Origin of the sequence: Burkholderia ambifaria AMMD (assembly GCF_000203915.1) — a bacterium.
GTDB classification, from domain to species: Bacteria; Pseudomonadota; Gammaproteobacteria; order Burkholderiales; family Burkholderiaceae; genus Burkholderia; species Burkholderia ambifaria.
The window spans coordinates 330,498-356,386 of the sequence record NC_008390.1 but is presented as its reverse complement, the minus strand read 5'-3'; the positions used below and the strand labels follow the sequence as shown (position 1 = coordinate 356,386).

Genomic DNA, 25,889 nt, shown 5'->3' with positions numbered 1-25,889 from the left:
GGAAAGGGAACCGCGCCGCCGGCCCGCGCGCATGCGCGAGGCGGCGGCCGGCGGCACGGACGCGATGCGGGATCAGCCGCCCGACTTCTCGAAGCGGCGCAGCAGCTCGTCGCCGCGCGAGGCGGCCGAGTCGAGCGCGTCCTTCGGCGACTTCTTCTGCGCCCAGACCTGCTCCAGCTCTTCGTCGACGACCGTGCGGATCTGCGGCATGTTGCCCAGACGCAGCCCCTTCGTGTAGGGCAGCGGCGGTTTGTTCAACATCTGCTTGATCGCGGTTTCCGCGCTCGGGTTCTTCGCATAGAAGCCCTGCTGGCGCGTGAGGTCGTACGCGGCCGTCGTGACCGGCAGGTAGCCCGTTTCCTGGTGCCACTTCGCGGCGACCGGCGGCGAGGCGAGGAACGCGAGGAATTTCGCGACGCCCTTGTAGGTCGCCGGATCCTTGCCGGCCAGCACCCACAGGCTCGCGCCGCCGATGATCGCGTTCTGCGGTGCGCCCTTCACGTTCGCGTCGTACGGCATCATGCCCGTGCCGTAGCTGAACTTCGCGAATTTCTGCACGTTCGCGAGCGCACCCGACGACGTCGTCAGGATCCCGCAGTCGCCGCTGTAGAACTTCGCCGACGCTTCGTCCTTGCGGCCCGCGTACGTGAACGTGCCGTCCTTCTGCATCTGCTGCAGGAACGCGATGTGGGCGATCTGCTGCGGCTTGTTGAATTCGAGCACCGCGTCGGCGCCGTCGAAGCCGTTGTTGCGGCTCGCGAACGGCAGCGCGTGCCACACGCTGTAGTTCTCGAGCTGGATCCAGCCCTGCCAGCCGGTCGTGAAGCCGCAGGTCATCCCCGACTTGCGCAGTTTCTCCGCATCGGCCTGCACGTCCGCCCACGTCTTCGGCGGCTGGTTCGGATCGAGCCCGGCCTTCTTGAACGCGTCCTTGTTGTAGTACAGCACCGGCGTCGAGCTGTTGAACGGCATCGACACGAGATGGCCCGTCTTCGCATCGCTGTAGTAGCTCGCGATGGTCGGCACGAACGCCTTTTCGTCGAGCGGCACGCCGGCCTGCTTGAACACGTCGTAGACGGGCACGACGGCCTTCTTCGCCTTCATCATCGTCGCGGTGCCGACTTCATAGACCTGGAGGATCGCCGGCGCGTTGCCGCTGCGATAGGCGGCGATGCCTGCCGCGAGCGCCTGGTCGTAGGTGCCCTTGAAGACCGGCACGATCTTGTAGTCGCTCTGCGATGCGTTGAACTGCGTGGCGAGCTCGTTTACGCGCTCGCCGAGCGCCGACTCCATCGCATGCCAGAACTGGATCTCCGTCGCGGCGAACGCCGCATGCTGCACACCGAACATCAGCGCGCCGCCAAGCGCGATCGAGCGAATCGTGGTCCCCGCAGGCTTCTTCTTCATCGACCTCTCCTATGAAAACGTTACCAACAGCGTGTGCAACATTCCCGTCGCCATTGAACCGGCGAAGTCTAGTGATCGTTTGTGACAGTCAGTTGTCGTTGACGACGAACAGGCGCTGGTATTCCTTCAGCGCGAAGCGGTCGGTCATGCCGGCGATGTAGTGCGCGACGAGGCGCGGCTGCTGCGCTTCGTCATCCGACTGGTACGGCGGCGGCAGCAGGCGCGGATCGTCGATGAACGCGTCGAACAGCCCGGTGACGACGCGCTGCGCCTTGTTCGCCATGCGCATCACCTTGTAATGGCGGTACAGGTTCTTGAACAGGAAACGCTTGAGGGCGGCGGCCTGCGCGGCGACCGCTTCGCTGTGCGCGACGAGCGGCGGCGCCGCGCGCACGTCGTCGAGCGACGCGGGCGCGACGCGCATGAGATTGCGCGTGGTCTCGTCGATCAGGTCGACGATCAGCGTGTTGATGATGCGGCGCACCGTCTCGTGCACGAGGCGGCGACCTTCGAGATGCGGGAATTCCGCCAGCGCGGCCTCGTAGTGGCGCTGCCAGAGCTCGACTTCGGCGAGCTGCCCGATCGTGATGAGGCCCGAGCGCAGGCCGTCGTCGACGTCATGGTTGTTGTAGGCGATTTCGTCCGCGATGTTCGCGAGTTGCGCCTCCAGCGACGGCTGGCGCCCTTGCAGGAAACGTTCGCCGAGCGCGCCGAGCTTGCGCGCATTTTCGCGCGAGCAGTGCTTGAGGATGCCTTCGCGCGTCTCGAAGCACAGGTTCAGGCCGTTGAACGCGCCGTAATGCTCCTCGAGCTCGTCGACGACGGCCAGGCTCTGCAGGTTGTGCTCGAAGCCGCCGTGCTCGCGCATGCATGCATTCAGCGCGTCCTGCCCGGCATGGCCGAACGGCGTATGGCCGAGATCGTGCGCGAGCGAGATCGCTTCGACGAGATCCTCGTTCAGGCGCAGGTTGCGCGCGACCGAGCGCGCGATCTGCGCGACTTCGAGGCTGTGCGTGAGGCGGGTGCGGAACAGGTCGCCTTCGTGATTGACGAAGACCTGCGTCTTGTATTCGAGCCGGCGAAACGCGGTCGAATGAACGATGCGGTCGCGGTCGCGCTGGAATTCGGTGCGCGCCGCCGGCGGCGTTTCCGGATGGCGGCGGCCGCGCGACTGCGACGCGTGTGCGGCATACGGAGCGAGATGGGCTTCCAGCGCCGCCAGCGTCGGCGGCTCGACCAGCGTCGCGACGGATGCGCGGCTGGCCTCGGGCAGTTTGCTGCTGGATGTCTCGCTCACGTCTGCTCCATGTCAGTGGCGCCGGGGCATCCGGGGCGCCGTTACCGGGTCGTCTGCGCCAGTGTAGCGAACACCGCTTCGTCGGGCGCCTGGGTGATCAGCGTATCGCCGAATCGCTTCAGCAGGATGAACTTGATCGCGCCGGCTTCGGCCTTCTTGTCGACACGCATCAGCTCCATGTAGCGCGCATCGCCGAGTGCCGGCCCGCGCACCGGCAGGTGCGCGGCGGCAATCACGGCATCGAGCCGCTGCCGCGACGCTTCATCGAGGAGGCCGAGCCGCACCGACAGGTCGGCCGCCATCACCATTCCGCAGCCGACTGCTTCGCCGTGCAGCCATTCGCCGTAGCCGAGCCCGGCCTCGATCGCATGGCCGAACGTATGGCCGAAGTTCAGGATCGCGCGCAGGCCGCCTTCGCGCTCGTCGGCCGCGACCACGCTCGCCTTGATCTCGCACGAGCGCTTCACCGCATGCGCGAGCGCGGCCGGCTCGCGGCGGTTCAGCGCGTCGACGTTCGCCTCGATCCAGTCGAAGAATGCCGCATCGGCGATCGCGCCCGTCTTGATGACCTCGGCCACGCCGGCCGCCAGCTCGCGATCGGGCAGCGTGGTCAGCGCGCCGATATCGGCGATCACCGCCTGCGGCTGGTAGAACGCGCCGATCATGTTCTTGCCGAGCGGATGATTGATGCCGGTCTTGCCGCCGACCGACGAATCGACCTGCGACAGCAGCGTCGTCGGCACCTGGATGAACGGCACGCCGCGCATGTAGCACGCGGCGGCGAAGCCGGTCATGTCGCCGATCACGCCGCCGCCGAGTGCGACGAGCGTCGTCTTGCGGTCGGCGCGCTCGGTCAGCAGGCCGTCGAAGATCAGGTTCAGCGTTTCCCAGTTCTTGTAGGCCTCGCCGTCCGGCAGCACGACCGTCGATACGCGCTTGCCGAGCGGCGCGAGCGCCGCGCGCAGCGCGTCGCCGTAGAGCGGATCGACCGTCGTGTTCGTGACGATCGTGACCGACGAACCGGTGATATGAGGGGCGAACAGGTCGGTGCGGCCGATCAGGCCGGCACCAATGTGAATCGGGTAGGCGCGCTCGCCCAGGTCGACGTTGACGGTAATCATGCTTGTAGCGGCTTGGCGATGACGCCTGCGAGTTCGAGTTGCATCAGCACCATGTTGACGAGGCCGTTGACCGACGGACGGCCGGTCTCGATGATGAAGTCCGCGCATTCGCGGTACAGCGGATCGCGCACTTCGTAGAGCGCTTCGAGACGCGCCTTCGGGTCGCCGGTCTGCAACAGCGGGCGGTTCTTGTCCTTGCGCGTGCGCAGCCACAGATCGTGCGGATTGGCGCGCAGATAGATGACGATGCCGTGGCCTTTCAGGCAATCGCGATTTTCGGCGCGCAACACCGCGCCGCCGCCCGTCGCGAGCACGATGTTCTCGCGCTGCGTGAGATCCGCGATCACCTGCGATTCGCGGTCGCGAAAGCCGGCCTCGCCTTCCATCTCGAAGATCACCGGAATGCGCGCACCCGTGCGGGCCTCGATTTCGTGGTCGGAGTCGAAGAACGTCCTGTCGAGCCGGCGCGCGACCGCACGGCCCACGGTGGTCTTACCCGCTCCCATAAGGCCGACGAAAAATACGTTTGCGTGTGGGTCCCGCGCTTGCAACGGCTTCCTCTGCTTGAATCTTGCTGGTGTGTGGCGCAGCTTACTGGCAAAGCGGCTGCCTTGTCGAGCCTGCGCCACCCGCTTCCGGCCCCCTTTTTCCCGCGTCCGCATCGCCCGCGCTGGACGTCGCGCACTGCGTGCCGACGACCGTCGGCGTGATGAAGACGACCAGTTCGCTGCGCTGGTCGCGCCGCGCGCGGTGCCGGAAAAGCGCGCCCAGTACCGGTATTTTGCCCAAGAGCGGCACCCGCGTCACATCATCCCGGTTCAACTGCTCGTAAATCCCGCCGATCGCGACCGTCCCGCCGTTTTCGACCTCCACGCGCGTCTGGACGTGCTTCGTATGGATCGCGGGGCCGGCCGCGGTCGGCTCGCCGATGCTGTCCTTCGTCACGTCGAGGTCGAGCACGACCCGCCCGTCGGGCGTGATCTGCGGCTCGACCTCGAGCTTCAGTGTCGCGCGGCGGAACTGCACGCCGCTCACGCCATTGCCGACCTTGGCCTGATACGGCAGCTCCGAGCCCTGTTCGACGATCGCCTTCACGCGGTCGGCCGTGACCACCCGCGGGCTGGAGACGATCTGGCCCCGCCCCTGCGCCTCGAGCGCGCTCAGCTCGACGTCGAGCACGCGGCTCAGCGGCGCGGCGAACAACGTGAAGCCGGCCGTCGCCGCCTCGAAGCCGCCGAGCGGCCGCGCGGCGAGATCGAGCGCGTTGCGCGTGTCGGTCGCGGATGCCGCGCCGTCGGCGGTGGGCGCCCGTCCCTGCGCGCGCAACGCGATGCGAGCACCGAGGTTACGCGAGAAGCCCTGTTCGCCTTCGACGATGCGCGCCTCGATCCGCACCTGTCGCGACGGCCGGTCGATCGCGTCGATCAGCCCCGCGATCTGCGCGATGCGCGGCGCAAGATCGGTGACGAACAGCAGGTTCGTGCGCGGATCGGCCGCCGCCGCGCCGCGTTTCGACAGCAGGCGCTGGCCGGTCGCACCGGCCAGCAGCCGCTGCACGTCCAGCGCGCGCGGGTAATGCAGCGCGAAGGTCCGGCTCGCGAGCGGCTCCAGCTCGGCCGCGCGGGCGTGCGTTTCGAAGCGCTCGCGCTCCCGCGCCGCGAGTTCGGCCGCCGGCGTGACCCAGATCACGTTGCCGCGCCGCGACATGGCCAGCCCGTGCGTATCGAGCAACGTATCGAACGCATCGCGCCAGCGGACATTGTTCAGACGTAACGTCACGGTGCCGCGCACCTGTTCACCGACGATGATGTTGAGCCCGGTGAATCGTGCGAGCGCATCGAATGCAGCCGCGAGCCCGGCGCCTTGCAGGTTCAGCGAGATCCGCCGCGCGTCGTCCGCATCGCCGGGGTGCCGCGCCGCGGCGTCGCTCATGCGCGTCGGCGGCGGCAAGGGGATCGGCGGCCCTTCCAGCAACGGTACCGGCGCGGTCGTGCCTGCCCGAACGGCTGCACGCGCGGCCCGATCGAACGGCTGTGGGCCGTCCTGTGTGGAGGCGGCACCATTCATGCCGTCCGCGCCATCGAGCGCGCCGTGCGGCAGCGGTGTGTCCTCAACGGACGCCTGCATCGATGCGATCGACCAGCCGGCCGGCGGCAAAGGGGGCAACGGAGGCAAAGGCGGTAGCGCCGCGTGTGCCGCGGCCATGCATGATGCGACCTGGAATGCGATCGCCCACCATCCGTATTTCGTCATGGACGACCTCCGTCGTCCATGACGAACCGGCGCGCGCCATCGGCCGTTGCAAGCGTTACGGCATCGGCTTCGACGCGCATCACCCGCGCGGCCCCAAGCGCTTCGCCCCGCGCGACGGTCGCGAACCCGCCGTCACCGGCGTCGAACAACGCAAGCCCGGCGCGCGCGTCGCGAATCGTGCCGGCCAGACGCGGCACCGCATCGTCGGCTACCGGAAGCGAACCCGCGCCGCCGAATGGATCGTCGCCTGACGCACCGGCGAGCATGGGCGCCGCGCCACCCGGCAAACGGGCTCCCGGGAGCGCCGGAAATACGTCGATCGTCATGTCGACCCGCGCCGTGGGCGGTTTTCGTTCGATATGCAGGACCGACGGCACCACCAGCGCGGGCAACCCTGCCAGCCCGCCCATCAGCCGCAACAGCGCCGGAAAGCCGCCGTCCGCGACCATCCGCACCGTGCGTCGGCCGTCCGGTGCCGCATCGTCGGCGCGCTGCGGTTCGATCGACACGATCCGCAGTCCGCTCACTCCGGCCAGGTCGGCCAGTTCCAGCATCAGCGCGGGCCACGCCGGCGCACGCGTCGCGCTGACATTGCGCCCGGCAACCGAGCCCGGGGCCGGGTCGTGCCGTTGCGCGGCGGCGAGTGCGCGCTGCGTTTCAGCGGCACGCACCTGTGCCGTCGCCAGCAATGCGCGACTGCGCGTGAGCCCGCTCCAGTCGCCGGCATCCATCAGATGAATGCCGCCCAGCAGCACGGACACGAATGCCACCACGCAGCCGACGGCGTGCGCGGTGGCCGGCGACACCCGCGTCACGTGGCCAAGCGCCCCGGCAACGCGCGGCACGGACCTATGCACGATCGCCGTCATGCGCCGCCTCCCGCTGCGCCTTGCGGCGACGCGTCGTGCCAGCGCACCTGTACGGAAAACCGGAACGGCGCGGCTGACGCCGTGACCGGCATGGCCGAAGCCTGTGTCAGCTCTCCGATATCGAATCGCCAGTCGCGCTGCTCGGCCGCGATCCGCGCGAGCCACCGCGCGGCCGCCCGGTAACTCGTCGCGCGCGCGTCGAGCACGGCGCCCGACGAAGTCGTGCGCAATGCGTCGAGCCGCACGGTGTCGTCGCGCACCTGAGCCAGCGTCACAAGCAGCCCCGTGGCACGCCGGTAAGGCGCGGCAAGCACGACCGACCGCGCATCGCGTTGCGCGAGGTCGGCGGCCACGCCGGCGGCGCGCCGGACGGCCGCGACCTTGGGCTCCAATTGCCGCAGTTGCGCCTCCACACGCGCACGCTCGGCATCCACGCCCCATCTCCACATAGTCTGCGCGCCCGTCCACACGCAGGCCCCGAATACGCCGAGCACGATCGCTGCTCCGCACTGCGTGGCACGGCGCCGCCGCAACGCGTGCGCCAGCCGCTCCCGGTACGGCAGCAGATTGAAGCCGCCGAGCGCGGCGTGGCCGGCGCTAGTCCGCCCGAACCCCGTATCGGCCATCATTCCCACACCCCGCGCAGCGCCAGCCCGACCGCGAGCGCAAATGCCGCAGCGTCCGGCACACCGCCGGGCTCGCCCGGCAGCCCGTTCCATCCCGTGCAGTCGAACGGCACCGCCGCCACGCCGAGTGCATCTCCGATGTCGGCGACCGACGTACCGCAGCGGGCGATGCAGCGCGCGTCGCCGGCCACGAGCACGCAGCGCACCGGCTCGAATACGCACTGGCGCAATGCGTCGGGGAGCGCCGCCTGCACGTCGCCGGATACCGCGAGCACAGGTGCGGCGACCGGGCCGTCGACCCGCCAGCCGCGCACACCCGTGTCGCCGAACCAGAATGCGGCGTACGGGCCGTGCGCGTCGAGCTCGAACTGCGCGGCATGGCGCAATGCGCGCAGCGCGGCGGCCGACTCGCCGTCGACGGCCGTCAGGTCGATGCCGGCCTGCGCGGCCACGTCGACCCGCCGCTCGAGCAAGGCCTGCGGCGCCACGGCGACCGCGATCTCGCCCGAATGTTCGCCGCCTTCCTGCCGCCAGTCGAACGCGAAACTGTCCGGCGCCAGCCCCGAGATGCGTTCGGCCGCCTGCCGGGCGGCGTGGGCGACGTCCTCGCGCCCGGCCAGGTCGAGCGTTGCCGTGCGCATTTCGTCGTCGCGCAGCGCCATCACGCCATGCGCGTCGCAGCGCACGCCTGCCGCCGACAGCCGCGACACGGCGGCCGCCAGCGCCCGCGCGACCGCGGCCCAGCGCGCGTCCTCCGGCCCGTCCGCGAGTCCCACCGGCTCCCGCTCGAGCCCTTCGACCCGCACATCCGCGCCCCGGCCGCGCCGGCTCAGCACGGCTACTCTCACCTCGTCCGCCCCGACGTCGATGCCCGTCGAACGGTGCCTGCCCGGCGCGAACCGCGCCGCCCATCGTGCTGTCATCCCAGCCTCCCGCGCTCGTTGCGGCCCACGCCGCGTTTCCGATGCCTGATTCTGCAAAGTGGCGCGTGCCTCCGACAGTCGGCCGGACGGCCAGGCGTGGCGCGCGGCGGCCGCGCGGACGTTATGCTGGCGGCACCGCGATGCGCCGCTTTTCGCCGGCCACCCGTCGCGTCAGGGCCGGTCTTACCGGGCAGCTATAATCGCGGGACTGTTTTCCGGTATGCCTATGCAATCCACGTCTCCTACGTCCCCGCCTCCCCCGCCGGAGCCGAAGAAACGGCCCTGGTGGCAGAAAGCCCTGATCGGCGTCGCCGCGATGTGCGTGGCCCTCGTCGTGGCCGGCGGCCTCGTGCTCGGCTACGCGCTCGTCGTCGCGTGGCCGAACATGCCGTCGCTCGACGCGCTGACCGACTATCGTCCGAAGGTACCGCTGCGCATCTACACGTCCGATCACGTGCTGATCGGCGAATTCGGCGAGGAACGCCGCGACATCGTCCATTTCAAGGAGGTGCCCGACTCGCTCAAGAAGGCGATCCTCGCGATCGAGGACGCACGCTTCTACGATCACGGCGGCGTCGACCTCACCGGCATCGCCCGCGCCGGCTTCGTCGCGCTGACGAACGGCCATGCGTCGCAGGGCGCGAGCACGATCACGATGCAGGTCGCGCGCAACTTCTTCCTGTCGAGCGAGAAGACCTACACGCGCAAGATCTACGAGATGCTGCTCGCGTACCGCATCGAGCGCGCGCTGACGAAGGATCAGATTCTCGAGGTCTATATGAATCAGATCTATCTCGGCCAGCGTGCGTACGGCTTCGCGAGCGCCGCGCGCGTGTATTTCGGCAAGGACCTGAAGGACATCACGCTCGCGGAAGCGGCGATGCTAGCGGGGCTGCCGAAGGCGCCGTCCGCGTATAACCCGGTCGTCAACCCGAAGCGCGCGAAGGTCCGCCAGGAATACATCCTGCAGCGGATGCTCGAGCTGAACTTCATCACGCGCGAGCAGTACGACGAGGCTGCCGCGCAGCCGCTCGTCGTCAAGGGCGCGGGCCGCGAGTTCAGCGTGCACGCCGAGTACGTCGCGGAAATGGTCCGGCAGATGATGTATGCGCAGTACCGCGAGGAAACCTACACGCGCGGCTTCAACGTCGTCACGACGATCGATTCCGCCGACCAGCAGGTCGCGTACACCGCGCTGCGCAAGGGCATCATGGATTACGAGCGTCGCCACGGCTATCGCGGGCCGGAAGGCTTCATCGAGCTGCCGGCCGGCGCCGACGACCGCGAACAGGCGATCGACGACGCGCTGCTCGAGCATCCCGACAACGGCGAATTGATCGCGGCGGTCGTCACCGCGGCCACCCCGCGCCAGATCACGGTAGCCTTCATCGACGGCAGCACCGCGACGATCGAAGGCGACAACCTGCGCTTCGCGTCGGGCGCGCTGTCGGCCAACGCGCAGCCGAACCGCCGCATCCGCCCGGGCGCGATCGTCCGTGTCGTGAAGAACGACGCCGGCAAGTGGTCGATCACGCAGTTGCCGCAGGTCGAGGGCGCGTTCATCTCGATCGTCCCGCAAGACGGCGCGATCCGCTCGCTCGTCGGCGGCTTCGACTACAACAAGAACAAGTTCAACCACGTCACGCAGGCGTGGCGGCAACCGGGTTCGTCGTTCAAGCCGTTCATCTACTCGGCGTCACTCGACAAGGGCCTCGGGCCGGCCACGGTGATCAACGACGGCCCGCTGTATTTCAGCGCCGCGGAAACCGGCGGCCAGCCGTGGGAACCGAAGAACTACGGCGGCGGCTTCGAAGGTCCGATGTCGATGCGCACCGCGCTGCAGCGCTCACGCAACCTCGTGTCGATCCGGATCCTGAACCAGATCGGCACGAAGTACGCGCAGCAGTACATCACGCGCTTCGGCTTCGACGCCGACCGCCATCCGGCCTACCTGCCGATGGCGCTCGGTGCGGGCCAGGTCACGCCGCTGCAGATGGCCGGCGCGTACTCGGTGTTCGCGAACGGCGGCTTCCGCGTGAACCCGTATCTGATCGCCGAAGTGACCGATCCGAACGGCGCGATCGTCGCACGCGCGCAGCCGCTCATCGCCGAGCAGAACGCGCCGCGCGCGATCGACGCACGCAACGCGTACGTGACGAACAGCCTGCTGCAGAGCGTCGCGCAGCGCGGCACGGGCGCACGCACCAACGTGCTGAAGCGCACCGACCTCGCGGGCAAGACTGGTACGACGAACGACTCGCACGACGCGTGGTTCGCCGGCTACCAGCACACGCTCGCGGCGATCGCATGGATCGGCTACGACAATCCGCGCAGCCTCGGCGATCGCGAAACCGGCGGCGGCCTGTCGCTGCCGGTCTGGATCGAATACATGGGTGCGGCGCTGAAGGGCGTGCCGGAGTTCAAGCCGACGATGCCGGACGACGTCCAGTCGATCGGCGGCGAGCTGTACTTCACCGAGTTCACGCCGGGGCACGGCTTCGTATCGACGGTCGGCGTGCCGCAGGCGCCGGCTGTGCAGGACACCGAGGAACCGGTGCCGCACGTCGACGAGCAGGAAAAGCAGGACATCATGAACCTGTTCCGCGGCCACTGACGAACGGCCCGGCCATGAAAAAAGCGCCCCGCTGGGGCGCTTTTTCTTTGTGCATTGATCCGACGTATCGGCGCCCGGCGGGCGGGCGAGCGTCGTTATGCGCGGAACGTGATCGGCAGGCCGGCCTGCTGCGTCGCGTAGTCGGTGAGCGCCGAGAAGAACTCGGTGCCGGTGCGCGTATCGCGCCATTCACCGTCGACGAAACGGTAATGGAATCCGCCCGCCTTCGCGGCGATCCACAGCTCCTTCATCGGCGGCTGCAGGTTGATGATGATCTTCGAGCCGTTCTCGAACGTGAGCGTCAGCACGCTGCCGTTGCGCTCCAGATCGATGTCGTGATCGCCGTCGTTCGCGGCGTCCACGGTACGTTCGACGGACGCCAGCACAGCCTCGGCACGGGCCAGGTATTCAGTATCGGACATGCTAAACTCTATCGGTTAAATAATTGCTCAGGGACGATCATGCGAGTCGTTTTCCGGATGAGCGCGATTGTAGCGGCTTTGGCGATTCTTGCCGGCTGCGGGCAACGCGGTCCGCTCTATCTGCCTACCGTGCCCCCGTTGCCGGCGAAGCCCATCCAGCAGCAGGACACGCCGCCGTCGGACGTCAAGCCGACCGATGAAAACGCGTCCGACAGTATTCCCGATTCTTCCGGCACGCCGCTCACGCTGTCGCCCGAGCTGTCGAGCAGTGCGCCGAAGCCCGCCACGCCGGCATCAGGCCCGGCCGCCGCGCAGTAGTCGCGCGCCGCCGCCGCGGCGGTTTCTCTGGCGCCCCAAGGCGATGACTTCCGGTCATCGCCTTTTGTTTTTCGGGCCCGCCACGTCAGGTACGGACGCGCCGCCAGCCCCATGCAAGCAGCCGCCAGCCGAGCAGCACCGCGACGATCGTCGCGTAGAGCTTCGGCTGCGCGAGATCGTGCTTGCCGGCCCGCATCCACCAGAAATGCAGCACGGCGAACAGCGCGATCGCATAGATCGCGCGATGCAGCGTAGCCCAGCGACGGCCGAGCCGGCGCACCATCGCACGCGGCGATGTCGCGGCCAGCGGAATCAGCAGCACGAATGCAACGAAGCCGACCGTGATGAACGGACGCTTGCCGACATCCTTCAGGATCGCGAGCACGTCGAACCACTTGTCGAACCACAGGTACGTCGTGAAATGCAGCGTCGCGTAAAAGAACGCGAACAGGCCGATCATCCGGCGAAAACGCAACAACGCGGGAACGCTCGTCACGTGCCGAAGCGGCGTGATAGCGAGCGTGATGCAGAGCATGACCAGCGTCCAGAGGCCCGTCGAACGCGTGATGAACTCGATCGGGTTCGCACCGAGCCGGTCGGTCAGCCCGAACAGCACGAGTCGTGCGAGCGGATAGAGGCCGGCCGCGAAAACCAGCACCTTGGCGGGCACCAGCCAGCGCGGCGACGTCGTACGCACGGCGCCGGCCCGGGCGCTACCCGCGGCTGCCGTGCGCGTGCCGGACGTGCGCACGGGCTCCAGTGTCGAAGGAGGCATGTCGTTTCTCACCGTCGCGCTCAGAAATTCTTTTTCAGATCCATGCCCTGATACATCGACGCGACGAGATCGCCGTAGCCGTTGAACATCAGCGTCTTGCGCTTCGGCGTGAAGAAGCCGTCCTCGCCGATCCGGCGCTCGGTCGCCTGGCTCCAGCGCGGGTGGTCGACGTTCGGATTCACGTTCGAATAGAAACCGTATTCGTTCGACGCATACGTGTTCCAGCTCGTCTTCGGCTGCTTGTCGACGAAGCGGATCTTCACGAGCGACTTCGCGCTCTTGAAGCCGTACTTCCACGGCACGACGATGCGCACCGGCGCGCCGTTCTGGTTCGGCAGCACCTGACCATAGACGCCCATCGTCAGCAGCGTCAGCGGATTCATCGCCTCGTCCATCCGCAGCCCTTCCGAGTACGGCCAGTCGAGCACCGGCGTCGACAACCCCGGCATCTGCGACGGATCGGCCAGCGTGATGAACTGCACGTATTTCGCGTTGCCGGTCGGCTGCACGCGCTTGATCAGCTCGGACAGCGGCACGCCGATCCATGGAATCACCATCGACCAGCCCTCGACGCAGCGCAGCCGATACACGCGCTCCTCGAGCGGCGCGAGCTTCAGCAGTTCGTCGAGATCGAATACCTTCGGATGCAGCACCTCGCCCTCGACACTCACGCGCCACGGGCGCGGCCGCAACGTGCCCGCGTTCTGCGCCGGGTCGCCCTTGTCGGTGCCGAATTCGTAGTAGTTGTTGTAGGACGTGATGTCCTTGAACGGCGTCACCTTGTCGGCCGCGACGAACTTCGGGTTGGTTTGCGCCGCAAGCTTCGCGGCCCGCGCGTCGGGCGACGCATACGCGGCGAACGCCGCGCCGCTGCCGCCCAGCAATCCGCCCGCCGCCGCCAGGCCGGCTGCCTGCAATACGCGCCGCCGGTTCTCGAACACCGCGCGCGGCGTAATCTGGCTCTGCGCGATATCACCGCCGGTCAGTACGGTGCGCAAAGGGGTTTTGATCCACATCGTGCTGCTCCTCCTGCATGCGCCGCGCGCACGCTTCATCAGCGTTCGACCCGGCCGATCATGGGCCGTTCGACGCCCGGGCCACCCGCCCGTTACAAAACAAAACCGCCGGGCACGCAGTGCGCCGGCGGTCTTTTGTCGGACCAGCGTCGGAAATCTTACAGCTTGCCGTAGCTGTGCAGCCCGGACAGGAACATGTTGACGCCGAGGAACGCGAACGTCGTCACGAGCAGGCCCGTCAGCGCCCACCAGGCGGCGACCGCGCCGCGCAGGCCCTTCATCAGGCGCATGTGCAGCCAGGCCGCGTAGTTGAGCCACACGATCAGCGCCCAGGTCTCCTTCGGGTCCCAGCTCCAGTAGCCGCCCCATGCTTCGGCGGCCCAGAGCGCGCCGAGGATCGTCGCGATCGTGAAGAACGCGAAGCCGACCGCGATCGACTTGTACATCACGTCGTCGAGCACCTCGAGCGTCGGCAGGCGATCGGCGAGCACGCCGCGCTCCTTCATCAGGTACGCGACCGACACCATCGCCGACAGCGCGAAGCTGCCGTAGCCGATGAAGTTCGCCGGCACGTGGATCTTCATCCACCAGCTCTGCAGCGCCGGCACGAGCGGCTGGATCTGCTGCGCATCGCGCGCGACCGAGTACCACATCAGGAAGCCGACAGCCGCACTGATGACCAGCAGCACGAATGCGCCGAGTGCACGCGTGCCGTAGTGGCCTTCGTAATACAGATAAAGCAGCGCGGTGATCAGGCTGAACAGCACGAACACTTCATACAGGTTCGATACGGGGATATGCCCGACGTCGGCACCGATCAGGTAGGACTCGTACCAGCGCACCATCAGACCGGTGAAGCCCATCAGCACGGCGACCCACGTGAGCTTCTGGCCGATCGCGGAGCCCGACTCCGAGCGTGCGAGCAAGCCGATCCAGTAGAAGATCGTCGCGAGCACGAACAGCGCGCTCATCCACAGGATCGCGGACTGGCTCGACAGGAAGTACTTGAGGAAGAACGCCGAATCGGCGCGCGCGAGATCGCCCTGGTAGATCTGGATCGACAGCAGCGACAGCACCGCGATCGACGCCATCATCAGCCGGGCGGGCTTCCAGCGCCAGCCGAGCACGACAAGCGCCGGCACCGTGCCGATCATCACCGCCTTGTCGTAGTAATTCATGTGTTCGTTGTAGTGCACGAACGCATAGCCCGCGCCGACCACGAGTGCCAGCGCGAACAACCAGTCGATGACCGACAGGCGCGCGAGGAACGGACGGTCGTCGAACAACGGCGCCGGATTCGAAGCCTTTGCCGGCCCCGAAGGGGAGGAGGAAACTTGCGTGAGATCCATGATGTTACCGGGTGGAGTTCTCGGAATCGGAATCGGAACCGCCGCCGGCGGGCGGACGGGCAGTCGCTGCCGCGCCTGTGGGCGCGGCGTCGCGCGGTGCGGCGCGCAAGGCGGCGCCGGCCGCGTCGCGCGTCTGCACGAATTCTTTCTCGAAATCGAAGGTCTTGCGGGCCGTGGACATCGCCATCACCACATCGACGCCCGAACCGGCATCCTTGAGCCAGAACCAGAGGCGCCGCTCGCGCACGTAGAACATCGAGAAGATGCCGGCGACCAACAGCAGGCTGCCAAGATACACCAGATTCTTGCCAGGTGCGCGCGTCAACTGAAATACCGAAGCTTGCACCTGCTTGAAGGAGTCAAGCTGCAAATAGACCGGCGATCCATACAAAAAGCTGTCCGATAGCGCATTGATCGCGTTCTGCACGAAGCGGATCGTGTCGGTGCCCTGCTGGGCGGCCGGCTCGCCGGCGCGCTCGCGCGCGATCTGCCAGACCTCCCACATCGAGCCCTCGAGCATGCGCAGCAGCAGGCTCGCCGCCTTTTCCTGCTCGGCCTTCGGCACCGACCGGTCGATGAACGTCGCCACCGCCTGGAAGCCGCCGATCGGCTGGCCGTCGGCACCGCGACCCACGCTGTCGTCGCTCGCCGCGAAGAGGGTCAGCACCTTGAACGCGCTATCTTGCAGGCGGCCGCGCAGCGACGCTTCGGTCGTCGGCAGCGAACGCTGCGCGAAACGCGCGGCGGCGTCGGCGCGCACGGCCGGATCCTCGAGCGCGGCGCGCAGGCGCATCCATTCGCCGATCGAATCCTGGCTGTCGGCCGGAATCCGCATGTAGCGGAACGGATCGTTCGGGCTCCCGCGCACGCCGGCGAGGAACACGCGCGTGCCGCCCATGTCGACGGGCAGCATGTAGTTGTTGAACTCGCGCGCCTGGCCGTCCTTGCCGCGAATCTTGTACTGCACCGACGGGCCGATGTTGTGCAGCTGCATCGGCTTCGACGTCTTCGCGCCCGAGCCGAGCCGCTCGTCGAACACCTCCTTCAGCGACTCCGTCTTCGCGACGCCGCGCACGTCCGGCTTGCCGTTCGCGTCGGCCATGTTTTCGACGTTGATCGCACGGAAGTCGGAGAACTCGATCGTGTCGCCGTCGCTGCCCGGCATCTGCAGCGGCGCCGTACTGCCGATCGTGCCCTTTACCGCGAAGGTCTTCGCGTTGTCGCCCGTCATCGGGTAGGCCGTCATCTGCATCTGCGAGCCGCCGTCCTGGAAGCTCGACTGGTAGATCGACACGCCCTTGTACGTGAACGGCTTGTTGACCTCGACGCGCGCCGGAATCTTCTGGCCCGTCTCGCGATCGATCACGACGATGTCGCTCGCGAACAGCTTCGGCATCCCCGTCGTGTAGTAGTCGACGATGAACTTGTTGAGCTGGATCGAGAACGGCAGGTCCTGGATCAGCGAGCCGCTCGGCTGGTTCAGGATCGCGGTCGACACGAACTGGCCTTCCGGCACCCACGCGTAGCCGCGGAACGTCGGGTTCGACGTGGACAACCGGTGGTCGGGCGAGATCTCGCTGATCGTCGCGCTCGTGTTGACCGGACTCTTGCCGAACATCCACATCTGGAATTTGATGGGCAGGTTGCTGTCGAGCAGGCCGCCGATGCAGATCACGACGATCGCGAGGTGCGCGGAGATGTAGCCCCACTTCGTCAGCGCGCCGCGCTTCGCGGAGATCAGCGTCGCGCCGTCGGTTTCGCGCACCACGTGCTTGTAGCCGGCCTTCGCGACGAACGTGGCGAGCGTGGCCGCAACGGTCGCACGCGTGCCGGACGCCGTGTATTCGGCCTTGTGATGGAACGCGCGCAGGCTGCCTTCGCGGACCTTGTCCTTCCAGCTCTTCGCATCGGCGAGCATCTTCGGCGCGTTGCGGATCACGCACAGCGAGATCGACGTGACGAGGAAGATCAGGATCAGCATGAACCACCACGCGCTGTACACGTTGTACAGGCCCAGCGAGCGGAAGATGTCCGCCCAGAACGGCCCGAACTGGTTCACGTAGTTCGGATACGGGTCATCCTGGGTCAGGACCGTGCCGATGATGCTCGCGATCGACAACACCACCAGCAGCGCGATCGCGAAGCGCATCGAGCTCACCAGCTCGATCGCGCGCCTGGACGCACTTTGACCCGACTTCGACTGCAACCCCGACGTGGTAACGCTCATTCAAACTCCGACTTTGGGGGAAACAGCCCCCACGCTCACTTTGTTCGCTGCCCCGGAAGGGGCGGTCAGCACTCCCGGGGCGGCCCGGCGAGTGCCGACAAAAAAGGGCGAGGCCACCGCGATCGCGCGGCGCCCCACCCTTTTCTTGTTCTGGCTCCGGCTGCCCTTCGGGCGCCGGTCATTCCATTCGCGACGGCCCGTTCAACGCAGGCCCGCGATGTAATCCGCGACGGCCTTGATCTCGTTATCCGACAGACGCGATGCGATCTGATGCATCGCCTCGTTGTTGTTGCGCGCGCCGGCACCCTGCTGGAACGCGGTCAACTGGGCAACCGTGTAATCGGCCCACTGCCCCGACAGACGCGGGTACTGGACCGGCAGCCCCTGCCCCGTCGGCCCGTGACAGCTCGCGCAGGCGGGGACACCCTTTTCCGCGATGCCGCCGCGATAGATCTTCTGGCCGATCGGCACGGTCGCCGCATCGCGCGCGGTGCCGAGCTTCGTTGCCTGCGAGCCGTAATAGGCGGCGACGTTGCGCATGTCGTCCGCACTCAACGCGCTCGCGAACCCGACCATTACCGGATTGGTCCGCGCCGGCCCCTTCGCGCCCGACTGGGTCTTGAAGTCGTTCAACTGCTTGACCAGATATTCGGGATGCTGGCCGGCGAGCTTCGGGAAACTGCCCGACGCGCTGTTGCCGTCGGCGCCGTGACATGACGCACACACCTGCCCGGCAATCGCCTTGCCGCGGTCCAGATCCGGCTTTGCCGCATCCGCCGCGTTTGCCTCCGCTACGAAACCTACGAACCCTGCTGCAACCTGAAGCACCATCAGAGACTTGCACAGTCGATTCATTCGCACACCCTGTTTCGTCTTGTGGGAATTTGAGGTTCTGCAAAAAACGACGTCGACCAGTCTACCGCAGAAGCTACATAAAAGCGCGAGGCAGGCGCCCGCAACTCTTCGGCAAAACCGGCATATTGTACAATATCGCGCTGAAAGCTCCCGCGCCTATCGGGGCTACCCCGCCTCCACCCCAGCGGCTCGCGCCGCCCCGTCCCACCGGTTCCCCATGGCCTTTTTGCTCCATCAAGCCCGCTTCTATACGACCGTCAATCATCTGCGCGACCTGCCGCCGACGGTCCAGCCGGAAATCGCGTTCGCGGGCCGCTCGAATGCCGGCAAATCGACGGCGATCAACGTGCTGTGCAACCAGAAGCGGCTCGCCTTCGCGTCGAAGACGCCCGGCCGCACGCAGCACATCAACTACTTCTCCGTCGGCCCGGCCGCCGAGCCCGTTGCGAACCTCGTCGACCTGCCCGGCTATGGCTATGCGGAAGTGCCGGGAGCCGCGAAGGCCCATTGGGAAATGCTGCTGTCGTCGTACCTCGCGACCCGTTCGCAGCTGTGCGGCCTGATCCTGATGATGGATTCGCGCCGCCCGCTGACCGATCTCGACCGCCGGATGATCGAGTGGTTTGTGCCGACCGGCAAGCCGATCCACACGCTGCTGACGAAGTGCGACAAATTGACGCGACAGGAAAGCATCAATGCGCTGCGTAACACGCAAAAGGGGCTCGACGCGTACCGCGACCAGGGTGTGAAGGGCAAGCTGACCGTCCAGCTGTTCTCGGCGCTGAAGCGCACCGGGCTGGATGAGGCGCACGAACTGATCGAGAGCTGGCTGCGACCGTCCGTCGCCGACGAAAAAAGCGAGCCTGTAGCACAATGAGCGGGCAACGCGCGGCCAGGATTGGCTGTGCGCACCTGACGGCACCTGCGGATTCGGCCGGCTCATAAAAAAACCCGCCGTCGAACGGCGGGTCAAACAGCCTAATCGAATAACGACAGGCACCCGCTCAGGGAGGAGAAGCGGGGAGCAACACGCGACGCGTGCCGCTCGATCGCTATCATATACCAACGGTCTCGAAAATGACCTAAGGGTTCCGTAAGGTTCTTCTTGCCCTGATTTCTGCCAAATCGCCATGAGCTTCCATCCGCTTCATCGTCCGCGCCGGATGCGCCGCGACGACTTCTCCCGCCGCCTGATGCGCGAAAACCGCCTGACCACCGACGACCTGATCTATCCGGTGTTCGTCGTCGAAGGCACCAACGAACGCCAGCCCATACCGTCGATGCCCGGCGTCGAACGCGTGTCGGTCGATCTGCTGATGCAGGTTGCCGAGCAGTGCGTCGAACTCGGTGTGCCCGTGCTGTCGCTGTTCCCGGCCATCGAGCCGTCGCTGAAAACGCCCGACGGCCGCGAAGCGGCCAATCCGGAAGGCCTGATCCCGCGCGCGGTGCGCGAGCTGAAGAAGCGCTTCCCCGAACTCGGCGTGCTGACCGACGTCGCGCTCGATCCGTACACGAGCCACGGCCAGGACGGCGTGCTCGACGAAAACGGCTACGTGATCAACGACGACACGATCGAGATCCTCGTCGACCAGGCGCGCGCGCAGGCGGAAGCCGGAGTCGATATCGTCGCGCCGTCGGACATGATGGACGGCCGCATCGGCGCGGTCCGCGAAATGCTGGAAAGCGACGGCCACATCCATACGCGCATCATGGCCTACTCGGCCAAGTTCGCGTCGGCGTTCTACGGCCCGTTCCGCGATGCGGTCGGCTCGGCGTCCAACCTGGGCAAGGGCAACAAGATGACCTACCAGATGGATCCGGCGAACAGCGACGAAGCGCTGCGCGAAGTCCGCCTCGACATCGACGAAGGCGCCGACATGGTGATGGTCAAGCCCGGCATGCCGTATCTCGACATCGTGCGCCGCGTGAAGGACGAGTTCCGCTTCCCGACCTACGTGTATCAGGTGAGCGGCGAATACGCGATGCTGAAGGCCGCCGCGATGAACGGCTGGCTCGATCACGACAAGGTCGTGCTCGAATCGCTGCTCGCGTTCAAGCGCGCGGGCGCCGATGGCGTGCTCACGTACTTCGCGCTCGATGCCGCGCGTCTGCTGAAAGCGCAGCGCTGAGCCGCGCGCCGGCAGGCACAATGAAAAACGGCGGGACACTTCGGTGTCCCACCGTTTTCATTGGTAGTCCGGTCGACGCAAAGGTCGCCGGTGCACGCGGACGAGCGCGTTACACCGTCGGTACCGCTGCGCGATCGAGGCTGCGCAGGAATGTGTCGGCCGCCTGATAGCCGACCACGCGGCCGATTTCGTGGCCGTTGCGATCGAAGAAGATGATGCCCGGCGGCCCGAACAGGTTGAAGCGCTTGAGCAGCGCCTGGTCGTCCGGATTGTTCGCGGTGACGTCCGCTCGCACCAGATGAAGCTGCGCGAGCCGCGCCTGCACGCGCGAATCCGTGAACGTCAGATGCTCCATCTCCTTGCAGCTCACGCACCAGTCGGCGTAGAAATCGAGCATCACGGGCCGACCCGAGGTCTTCAGCAGCGTGTCGAGTTCGCCACTGGAGCGCACCGATGCGAACGCAGGCCCCTGCTGTGCGGCCGCCGGTGCATCGCCCGACGCAACCGTGCGCGCCGCAAGAACGGCCAGCGGCTTCACCGGGTCGTTGGAACCAGCAGCGAGACCGACGAGCAGCGTCGCAGCCCAGATCGCGAGCGCCGCACCGAGACCGCGGCCGAGACGGCGCCAGATCGACGCGGCGCCGGCATGCGGCGTGAACAGGCCGAGCGCCGCGGCGGCAACCAGCAGCCACAACGCGGCGAGGACCATCTTCAGACCGCCCGCGAGCACCGGCCACACGATCCACAGCGCGGCGGCGAGCAGCACGATGCCGAAGAACACCTTGACGCTGTCCATCCAGGCGCCCGCGCGCGGCAGCACCGTACCCGCACCGATGCCGACCACGAGCAGCGGCACGCCGAGCCCCAGCCCCATCGCGAACAGCGCGGCGCCGCCGAGCAACGCATTGCCGGTATGCGCGATGAACGCGAGCACCGCAAAGAGCGGCGCCGTCATGCATGCGCCGACGACCAGCGCCGACAACGCGCCCATCGCGGCGACCGCGATGAAGTGACCGCCCTGGCGCGCGCTCGATGCTTCGGCCGCGCCGTTTTGCCAGCGCTCGGGCAGCGCGATGTCCTTGCCCGAAATCAGCGATACCGCGAAGGCGGTAAGAATCAGACCGAACGCGCCGAGCACCCACGGATTCTGCAGCCACGCACCGAGGCTCTGGCCGACCAGCGCCGCCGCGATGCCAAGCACCGTATAAACGAGCGCCATGCCGACCACGTAGGTGAGCGACAGCGCAAAGCCGCGCGCATGCGTCGCGCGCGTGCCCTGACCGATGATGATCGCGGATACGATCGGAATCATCGGATACGAGCAGGGCAGCAGACTCAGCACGACGCCCGCGACGAAATACAGCGCGACGATCGTGAAGAAGCCGTGCCCCTCGAGCAGCGACTGCGCGAAATCCGCGCTCGTGACCTTGTCGAACCAGCTGCCCGAAGCCGTCGCGCCATCGGCCGGCGCGGTCGCGCCCAGCGCCGCGCCGTCGACCTTCACGACATGCTCGGCAGGCGGATAGCAGATCCCTTCGTCGGCACACCCCTGCGACGTCACCGCGAGCTCGAACGGCCCCGCTGCCTGCTTGACCGGCACGTGAATCACGACTTCGTCGCGATAGGTCTCGACTTCCTTCTGGAACGTCTGGTCGAACTTCACATGTCCGGGCGGGAATGTCGGGGCGCCGAGCGTCGCCTGTCCGCTCTTCACCGCGAACGCGAACCGCTCGCGGTACAGGTAGTAGCCGTTGGCGACCTTGAAGCGGACGTCCACCTGCCCCGGCGATTCACTCGCGCTGAACTTGAACGCCACCGACGGATCGAGAAAATCGTCGGCCGCACGCGCGACCGACAGGCAGCCCAGCACGAAAATGAACGACAACAGGATCGCGAGGAATCGCGGTGCGCGCATGCGCACGGAAAGCGCCATACCGTTAAACATGAAATAGACGTTGAGTTTCGCTGGTCACCCACTGGCCGTACCCGGCCGAGGCCGTCGCCTGCCACGAGACGATTTCCGGCGTCTCGTACGGATGATGCGCGAGAATAAATCGCTCCAGTTCGAGCGAGCGCACGGGGCTCGTCTTGAACAGCAACTGGATCTCGTCGGCCGTTTCGACCTTTCCCTGCCAGTGATAGCGCGACTTGATCGCACCGAGCTCCGACACGCACGCGGCCAGCCGCGCGTCGAGCGCACCGTCGGCGAGCGCTGCGGCCGTCGCCGCATCCGGCACCGTCGTCAGCATCAACACCACCACCATACGCCCTCCTGGCTGGTTTACCGGCTTTCGCCGCCCGCGATCGCGCGAGTACCCGCGCCGACCGTCCCGTATCGTAGCGCAGCGCGCGCGACGCTGCCGGCACGAGGCTGCGACAATCGATCGCAGCGGGTCGGCCGCCAAAAACAAAAAGGGCCAAGCAATTGCTCGGCCCCTTTCAGATACTGCTGCGTACCGGAAGCTTACTCAGCTTCTTGCACGTTTTCCGTTTCGTCGACTTCCGGACGATCGAGCAGCTCGACCAGTGCCATCGGTGCGTTGTCGCCAACGCGGAAGCCGAACTTCAGCACGCGCAGGTAGCCGCCCGGACGGTTCGCGAAACGCGGACCGAGCACGTCGAACAGCTTCGCCACCGAGTCACGATCGCGCAGGCGGTTGAACGCCAGACGACGGTTTGCCAGCGACGGCTTCTTGCCGAGCGTGATCAGCGGCTCGACGACTTTACGGAGTTCCTTCGCCTTCGGCAGCGTCGTCTTGATGACTTCGTGCTCGATCAGCGAGTTGGACATGTTACGGAGCATAGCCAGACGGTGGCTGCTCGTGCGGTTCAGTTTCCGCAGACCATGACGATGGCGCATTTCAGTTTCCTTGATTCAAAGTTTTGATCCAGCTCTTCTATCGCACCGCAGGGGTGCACGGGCCGGTAACGAAAAAAGCAAGATGCGGATTTTAAAGGAAAATCCGCATCTTTGCCAACTACAGCAACAACCGGGCTTACTTGTCGAGACCAGCCGGCGGCCAGTTTTCGAGCTTCATGCCCAGCGTGAGACCGCGCGAAGCGAGCACTTCCTTGATCTCGTTGAGCGACTTGCGACCGAGGTTCGGCGTCTTCAGCAGCTCGTTTTCCGTGCGCTGGATCAGGTCGCCGATGTAGTAGATGTTCTCGGCCTTCAGACAGTTCGCCGAACGAACCGTCAATTCGAGATCATCCACCGGACGCAGCAGGATCGGATCGATCTGCGGCGCGCGCGACGGTGCTTCGGCAGCCGTTTCCGTGCCTTCCAGTGCCGCGAACACGGACAGCTGGTCGACCAGGATGCGGGCCGATTGACGGATCGCCTCTTCCGGGGTGATCACGCCGCTCGTCTCGATGTTCATCACGAGCTTGTCGAGGTCGGTACGCTGCTCGACACGTGCGCTTTCAACGGCATAGCTCACGCGGCGAACCGGCGAGAACGATGCGTCGAGGACGATGCGGCCGATGATCTTGGCCGTGTCTTCGCCGTAGCGACGGACGTTGCCGGGCACGTAGCCGCGACCCTTTTCGATCTTGATCTGAACGTCGAGCTTGCCGCCCTTCGACAGGTGTGCGATCACGTGATTCGGGTTGATGACTTCGCAATCGTGCGCCAGCTCGATATCGCCGGCCGTCACGACGCCTTCGCCTTCCTTGCGCAGGGTAACCGTCACTTCGTCACGGTTGTGCAGCTTGAACACCACACCCTTCAGGTTCAGCAGCAGGTTGACGACGTCCTCTTGCACGCCATCAAGCGTCGAGTACTCGTGCACCACGCCCGCGATCGTGACTTCGGTCGGCGCGTAGCCAACCATCGACGACAGCAGCACGCGGCGAAGCGCATTGCCCAAGGTGTGGCCGTAACCGCGTTCGAACGGTTCCATGACCACCCTCGCGTGGTTCTCGCCAAGCGATTCCACGGCGATGATCTTGGGTTTCAGCAAACTGGTTTGCATGGGCTTTCCTTTTCAATACCCTCGGCTCGTTACACCGATAAGGCTGACCGGTAACAACCAGAAAATAAACAGCCGAGGCCCCCCCTTGCGAAACGCAATCGGGGTACCTCGGCCGTCAATCGGATTAACGCGAATACAATTCGACGATCAGGCTTTCGTTGATGTCGCCTGCGATGTCAGCGCGTTCCGGCATTTGCTTGAACGTGCCTTCGAACTTCTTCGCATCGACTGCAACCCAGCTCGGCATGCCGCCTTGCTCGGCCAGCGACAGCGCTTCGACGATACGCGCCTGCTTCTTCGCCTTTTCGCGGATCGCGACGATGTCACCCGCCTTCACTTGCTGCGACGGCACGTTCGCGACGACGCCGTTCACGGTGATCGACTTGTGGCTCACCAGCTGACGCGCTTCAGCGCGGGTCGAGCCGAAGCCCATGCGATACACGACGTTGTCGAGACGCGACTCGAGCAGTTGCAGCAGGTTTTCACCCGTGTTGCCCTTGCGGCGGTCGGCTTCAGCGAAGTAGCGGCGGAACTGACGCTCCAGCACGCCGTAAATACGCTTGACCTTCTGCTTTTCGCGCAGCTGCGTACCATAGTCGGACGTACGTGCGCCCGAGGTACGGCCGTGCTGACCCGGCTTGCTGTCGAGCTTGCACTTGTCGGCGAGCGAGCGGCGCGCGCTCTTCAGGAACAGGTCGGTGCCTTCACGGCGGGACAGCTTGGCCTTGGGGCCGATATAACGTGCCACGTTGCATTCCTTTATCAATCAGTCACGCGGATCGCAATCCGCGCTAGTTCGCGCCCTTTGGGGCGAACGGTGGGCTTAGTCAATCAAAAAAGCAACGCCCGTCGACGCTACGCGGCGACAGGCAAATGCGCCAGCACGAACGTGCCAGCAGCATTCTTAGATACGACGGCGCTTCGGCGGACGGCAGCCGTTGTGCGGAATCGGGGTGACATCCGAAATCGCGGTGATCTTGATGCCGAGGCCATGCAGTGCGCGCACTGCCGACTCACGACCCGGGCCAGGGCCCTTGATCCGCACTTCCAGATTCTTCACGCCGTATTCCATCGCCACGCGACCGGCCGACTCAGCAGCAACCTGAGCAGCGAACGGCGTCGACTTCCGCGAGCCCTTGAAGCCCTGGCCGCCCGACGTCGCCCATGCCAGTGCATTGCCCTGGCGATCGGTGATCGTGATGATCGTGTTGTTGAACGACGCGTGAACGTGCACCACGCCTTCAGCGACGTTCTTCTTAACCTTCTTGCGAACGCGTTGCGCCGCGGTATTCGAAGCCTTAGCCATTACGTTTTCCTGTAACTGTCAGTTCCGCTTACTTCTTCAGCGCTTGCGCTGCACGACGCGGGCCCTTACGGGTACGTGCGTTCGTACGCGTACGCTGACCGCGCATCGGCAGGCCCTTGCGATGACGGACGCCACGGTAGCAACCGAGGTCCATCAGGCGCTTGATGTTCATCGTCACTTCACGGCGCAGATCGCCTTCGACGATGAACTTGCCCACTTCTTCACGCAGCTTTTCGAGGTCTGCGTCGGTCAGGTCCTTGACCTTCTTCGAGAATTCCACGCCAGCTGCCGAGCAGATGCTGCGCGAGCGCGTGCGGCCGATACCGAAGATTGCCGTCAGGCCGATCTCGGTATGCTGGTGATTCGGGATGTTAACCCCTGCGATACGAGCCATTGTTTTTCCTCAAA

The 25,889-nt window shown here is 66.1% G+C and carries 25 protein-coding genes; 4 read left to right on the top strand and 21 right to left on the bottom strand.

Going from position 1 to position 25,889, the window contains the following annotated elements; all coding sequences use genetic code 11:
• Positions 1 to 72 precede the first annotated feature (72 nt).
• The 8 genes from ugpB to BAMB_RS01585 all read right to left on the bottom strand — a co-directional run bounded on the left by ugpB (position 73) and on the right by BAMB_RS01585 (position 8,496).
• A complete protein-coding gene (ugpB, locus tag BAMB_RS01620) occupies positions 73 to 1,407 on the bottom strand; it encodes a sn-glycerol-3-phosphate ABC transporter substrate-binding protein UgpB (protein ID WP_011655779.1) in 1,335 nt (444 codons plus the stop codon).
• A gap of 88 nt (positions 1,408 to 1,495) precedes the next feature.
• Entirely contained in the window at positions 1,496 to 2,680 is a 1,185-nt protein-coding gene (locus BAMB_RS01615) for a deoxyguanosinetriphosphate triphosphohydrolase (RefSeq protein WP_085963138.1), read from the bottom strand.
• Between the two features lie 65 nt (positions 2,681 to 2,745).
• On the bottom strand, positions 2,746 to 3,825 hold the full coding sequence (gene aroB, locus BAMB_RS01610) for a 3-dehydroquinate synthase (protein WP_011655777.1): 1,080 nt from the start codon (positions 3,823 to 3,825) through the stop codon (positions 2,746 to 2,748).
• A complete protein-coding gene (locus tag BAMB_RS01605; RefSeq protein ID WP_011655776.1) occupies positions 3,822 to 4,376 on the bottom strand; it encodes a shikimate kinase in 555 nt (184 codons plus the stop codon). The genes aroB and BAMB_RS01605 overlap by 4 nt, the downstream gene beginning before the upstream one ends.
• A 40-nt stretch (positions 4,377 to 4,416) precedes the next feature.
• Positions 4,417 to 6,078: a type IV pilus secretin PilQ gene (locus tag BAMB_RS01600; RefSeq protein ID WP_011655775.1), complete on the bottom strand. Its 1,662-nt coding sequence runs from the start codon at positions 6,076 to 6,078 to the stop codon at positions 4,417 to 4,419.
• Positions 6,075 to 6,947, bottom strand: coding sequence for a hypothetical protein (locus BAMB_RS01595; protein WP_011655774.1), 873 nt, complete (start codon positions 6,945 to 6,947; stop codon positions 6,075 to 6,077). Before BAMB_RS01595 ends, BAMB_RS01600 begins: the two co-directional genes overlap by 4 nt.
• Entirely contained in the window at positions 6,944 to 7,576 is a 633-nt protein-coding gene (locus BAMB_RS01590) for a hypothetical protein (RefSeq protein ID WP_041491310.1), read from the bottom strand. The genes BAMB_RS01595 and BAMB_RS01590 overlap by 4 nt, the downstream gene beginning before the upstream one ends.
• Entirely contained in the window at positions 7,573 to 8,496 is a 924-nt protein-coding gene (locus BAMB_RS01585) for a hypothetical protein (RefSeq protein WP_011655772.1), read from the bottom strand. Before BAMB_RS01585 ends, BAMB_RS01590 begins: the two co-directional genes overlap by 4 nt.
• Before the next feature lie 226 nt (positions 8,497 to 8,722).
• Here BAMB_RS01585 and BAMB_RS01580 point away from each other — a divergent pair, with 226 nt between their 5' ends.
• Positions 8,723 to 11,110 (top strand): penicillin-binding protein 1A, encoded by a 2,388-nt coding sequence (locus tag BAMB_RS01580; protein ID WP_082089592.1) that lies wholly within the window; start codon positions 8,723 to 8,725, stop codon positions 11,108 to 11,110.
• A gap of 95 nt (positions 11,111 to 11,205) precedes the next feature.
• Here the strand turns inward: BAMB_RS01580 and cyaY are convergent, their stop codons facing one another.
• Positions 11,206 to 11,532 (bottom strand): iron donor protein CyaY, encoded by a 327-nt coding sequence (cyaY, locus tag BAMB_RS01575; RefSeq protein WP_006758798.1) that lies wholly within the window; start codon positions 11,530 to 11,532, stop codon positions 11,206 to 11,208.
• Positions 11,533 to 11,571: 39 nt separating this feature from the next.
• On the opposite strand from cyaY, the gene lptM reads away from it, so the two are divergent.
• On the top strand, positions 11,572 to 11,850 hold the full coding sequence (lptM, locus tag BAMB_RS01570; RefSeq protein ID WP_011655770.1) for an LPS translocon maturation chaperone LptM: 279 nt from the start codon (positions 11,572 to 11,574) through the stop codon (positions 11,848 to 11,850).
• Positions 11,851 to 11,935: 85 nt separating this feature from the next.
• Here lptM and msrQ read toward each other — a convergent pair whose 3' ends face one another.
• From msrQ to BAMB_RS01545, 5 genes are all read right to left on the bottom strand, one after another.
• Positions 11,936 to 12,625, bottom strand: coding sequence for a protein-methionine-sulfoxide reductase heme-binding subunit MsrQ (gene msrQ / locus BAMB_RS01565; RefSeq protein ID WP_041491072.1), 690 nt, complete (start codon positions 12,623 to 12,625; stop codon positions 11,936 to 11,938).
• A gap of 20 nt (positions 12,626 to 12,645) precedes the next feature.
• On the bottom strand, positions 12,646 to 13,641 hold the full coding sequence (gene msrP / locus BAMB_RS01560) for a protein-methionine-sulfoxide reductase catalytic subunit MsrP (RefSeq protein WP_041491309.1): 996 nt from the start codon (positions 13,639 to 13,641) through the stop codon (positions 12,646 to 12,648).
• 158 nt (positions 13,642 to 13,799) lie between these two features.
• Positions 13,800 to 14,990, bottom strand: a complete 1,191-nt coding sequence (ccsB, locus tag BAMB_RS01555; RefSeq protein ID WP_011655767.1) for a c-type cytochrome biogenesis protein CcsB — start codon at positions 14,988 to 14,990, stop codon at positions 13,800 to 13,802.
• A 4-nt stretch (positions 14,991 to 14,994) separates the two neighbouring features.
• Positions 14,995 to 17,217: a cytochrome c biogenesis protein ResB gene (locus tag BAMB_RS01550; RefSeq protein ID WP_011655766.1), complete on the bottom strand. Its 2,223-nt coding sequence runs from the start codon at positions 17,215 to 17,217 to the stop codon at positions 14,995 to 14,997.
• Positions 17,218 to 17,418: 201 nt separating this feature from the next.
• The gene (locus BAMB_RS01545) at positions 17,419 to 18,072 is read right to left on the bottom strand and encodes a c-type cytochrome (protein WP_006758792.1); all 654 of its coding nucleotides are present in this window, start codon (positions 18,070 to 18,072) and stop codon (positions 17,419 to 17,421) included.
• A gap of 217 nt (positions 18,073 to 18,289) precedes the next feature.
• On the opposite strand from BAMB_RS01545, the gene yihA reads away from it, so the two are divergent.
• The gene (gene yihA, locus BAMB_RS01540; protein WP_006752938.1) at positions 18,290 to 18,949 is read left to right on the top strand and encodes a ribosome biogenesis GTP-binding protein YihA/YsxC; all 660 of its coding nucleotides are present in this window, start codon (positions 18,290 to 18,292) and stop codon (positions 18,947 to 18,949) included.
• 253 nt (positions 18,950 to 19,202) lie between these two features.
• Positions 19,203 to 20,201, top strand: coding sequence for a porphobilinogen synthase (gene hemB / locus BAMB_RS01535; RefSeq protein ID WP_011655765.1), 999 nt, complete (start codon positions 19,203 to 19,205; stop codon positions 20,199 to 20,201).
• Between the two features lie 109 nt (positions 20,202 to 20,310).
• Here the strand turns inward: hemB and dsbD are convergent, their stop codons facing one another.
• From dsbD to rpsM, 7 genes are all read right to left on the bottom strand, one after another.
• Complete coding sequence (gene dsbD / locus BAMB_RS01530; RefSeq protein ID WP_011655764.1) at positions 20,311 to 22,146, bottom strand: protein-disulfide reductase DsbD; 1,836 nt, start codon at positions 22,144 to 22,146, stop codon at positions 20,311 to 20,313.
• Complete coding sequence (gene cutA, locus BAMB_RS01525) at positions 22,139 to 22,465, bottom strand: divalent-cation tolerance protein CutA (protein WP_011655763.1); 327 nt, start codon at positions 22,463 to 22,465, stop codon at positions 22,139 to 22,141. The genes dsbD and cutA overlap by 8 nt, the downstream gene beginning before the upstream one ends.
• A 200-nt stretch (positions 22,466 to 22,665) precedes the next feature.
• On the bottom strand, positions 22,666 to 23,061 hold the full coding sequence (gene rplQ, locus BAMB_RS01520; protein WP_006477175.1) for a 50S ribosomal protein L17: 396 nt from the start codon (positions 23,059 to 23,061) through the stop codon (positions 22,666 to 22,668).
• 136 nt (positions 23,062 to 23,197) lie between these two features.
• Positions 23,198 to 24,175: a DNA-directed RNA polymerase subunit alpha gene (locus BAMB_RS01515; RefSeq protein ID WP_006477176.1), complete on the bottom strand. Its 978-nt coding sequence runs from the start codon at positions 24,173 to 24,175 to the stop codon at positions 23,198 to 23,200.
• 124 nt (positions 24,176 to 24,299) lie between these two features.
• Positions 24,300 to 24,923 carry a 30S ribosomal protein S4 gene (gene rpsD, locus BAMB_RS01510; protein ID WP_006752934.1) on the bottom strand — a complete coding sequence of 208 codons (624 nt, stop codon included), beginning with the start codon at positions 24,921 to 24,923 and terminating at the stop codon, positions 24,300 to 24,302.
• A 156-nt stretch (positions 24,924 to 25,079) separates the two neighbouring features.
• Positions 25,080 to 25,481, bottom strand: a complete 402-nt coding sequence (rpsK, locus tag BAMB_RS01505) for a 30S ribosomal protein S11 (protein ID WP_004197937.1) — start codon at positions 25,479 to 25,481, stop codon at positions 25,080 to 25,082.
• Between the two features lie 28 nt (positions 25,482 to 25,509).
• Positions 25,510 to 25,875, bottom strand: coding sequence for a 30S ribosomal protein S13 (gene rpsM / locus BAMB_RS01500; protein WP_006752933.1), 366 nt, complete (start codon positions 25,873 to 25,875; stop codon positions 25,510 to 25,512).
• Positions 25,876 to 25,889 lie beyond the last annotated feature (14 nt).

Bases quoted from the DNA above. Each gene is read 5' to 3' on its own strand.
- ugpB (WP_011655779.1), bottom strand. From the start codon at position 1,407: ATGAAGAAGAAGCCTGCGGGGACCACGATTCGCTCGATCGCGCTTGGC.
- aroB (WP_011655777.1), bottom strand. From the start codon at position 3,825: ATGATTACCGTCAACGTCGACCTGGGCGAGCGCGCCTACCCGATTCAC.
- BAMB_RS01600 (WP_011655775.1), bottom strand. From the start codon at position 6,078: ATGACGAAATACGGATGGTGGGCGATCGCATTCCAGGTCGCATCATGC.
- BAMB_RS01595 (WP_011655774.1), bottom strand. From the start codon at position 6,947: ATGACGGCGATCGTGCATAGGTCCGTGCCGCGCGTTGCCGGGGCGCTT.
- BAMB_RS01590 (WP_041491310.1), bottom strand. From the start codon at position 7,576: ATGATGGCCGATACGGGGTTCGGGCGGACTAGCGCCGGCCACGCCGCG.
- BAMB_RS01585 (WP_011655772.1), bottom strand. From the start codon at position 8,496: ATGACAGCACGATGGGCGGCGCGGTTCGCGCCGGGCAGGCACCGTTCG.
- BAMB_RS01580 (WP_082089592.1), top strand. From the start codon at position 8,723: ATGCAATCCACGTCTCCTACGTCCCCGCCTCCCCCGCCGGAGCCGAAG.
- cyaY (WP_006758798.1), bottom strand. From the start codon at position 11,532: ATGTCCGATACTGAATACCTGGCCCGTGCCGAGGCTGTGCTGGCGTCC.
- lptM (WP_011655770.1), top strand. From the start codon at position 11,572: ATGCGAGTCGTTTTCCGGATGAGCGCGATTGTAGCGGCTTTGGCGATT.
- msrQ (WP_041491072.1), bottom strand. From the start codon at position 12,625: ATGCCTCCTTCGACACTGGAGCCCGTGCGCACGTCCGGCACGCGCACG.
- msrP (WP_041491309.1), bottom strand. From the start codon at position 13,641: ATGTGGATCAAAACCCCTTTGCGCACCGTACTGACCGGCGGTGATATC.
- ccsB (WP_011655767.1), bottom strand. From the start codon at position 14,990: ATGGATCTCACGCAAGTTTCCTCCTCCCCTTCGGGGCCGGCAAAGGCT.
- BAMB_RS01550 (WP_011655766.1), bottom strand. From the start codon at position 17,217: ATGAGCGTTACCACGTCGGGGTTGCAGTCGAAGTCGGGTCAAAGTGCG.
- BAMB_RS01545 (WP_006758792.1), bottom strand. From the start codon at position 18,072: ATGAATCGACTGTGCAAGTCTCTGATGGTGCTTCAGGTTGCAGCAGGG.
- yihA (WP_006752938.1), top strand. From the start codon at position 18,290: ATGGCCTTTTTGCTCCATCAAGCCCGCTTCTATACGACCGTCAATCAT.
- hemB (WP_011655765.1), top strand. From the start codon at position 19,203: ATGAGCTTCCATCCGCTTCATCGTCCGCGCCGGATGCGCCGCGACGAC.
- dsbD (WP_011655764.1), bottom strand. From the start codon at position 22,146: ATGTTTAACGGTATGGCGCTTTCCGTGCGCATGCGCGCACCGCGATTC.
- cutA (WP_011655763.1), bottom strand. From the start codon at position 22,465: ATGGTGGTGGTGTTGATGCTGACGACGGTGCCGGATGCGGCGACGGCC.
- rplQ (WP_006477175.1), bottom strand. From the start codon at position 23,061: ATGCGCCATCGTCATGGTCTGCGGAAACTGAACCGCACGAGCAGCCAC.
- BAMB_RS01515 (WP_006477176.1), bottom strand. From the start codon at position 24,175: ATGCAAACCAGTTTGCTGAAACCCAAGATCATCGCCGTGGAATCGCTT.
- rpsK (WP_004197937.1), bottom strand. From the start codon at position 25,481: ATGGCTAAGGCTTCGAATACCGCGGCGCAACGCGTTCGCAAGAAGGTT.
- rpsM (WP_006752933.1), bottom strand. From the start codon at position 25,875: ATGGCTCGTATCGCAGGGGTTAACATCCCGAATCACCAGCATACCGAG.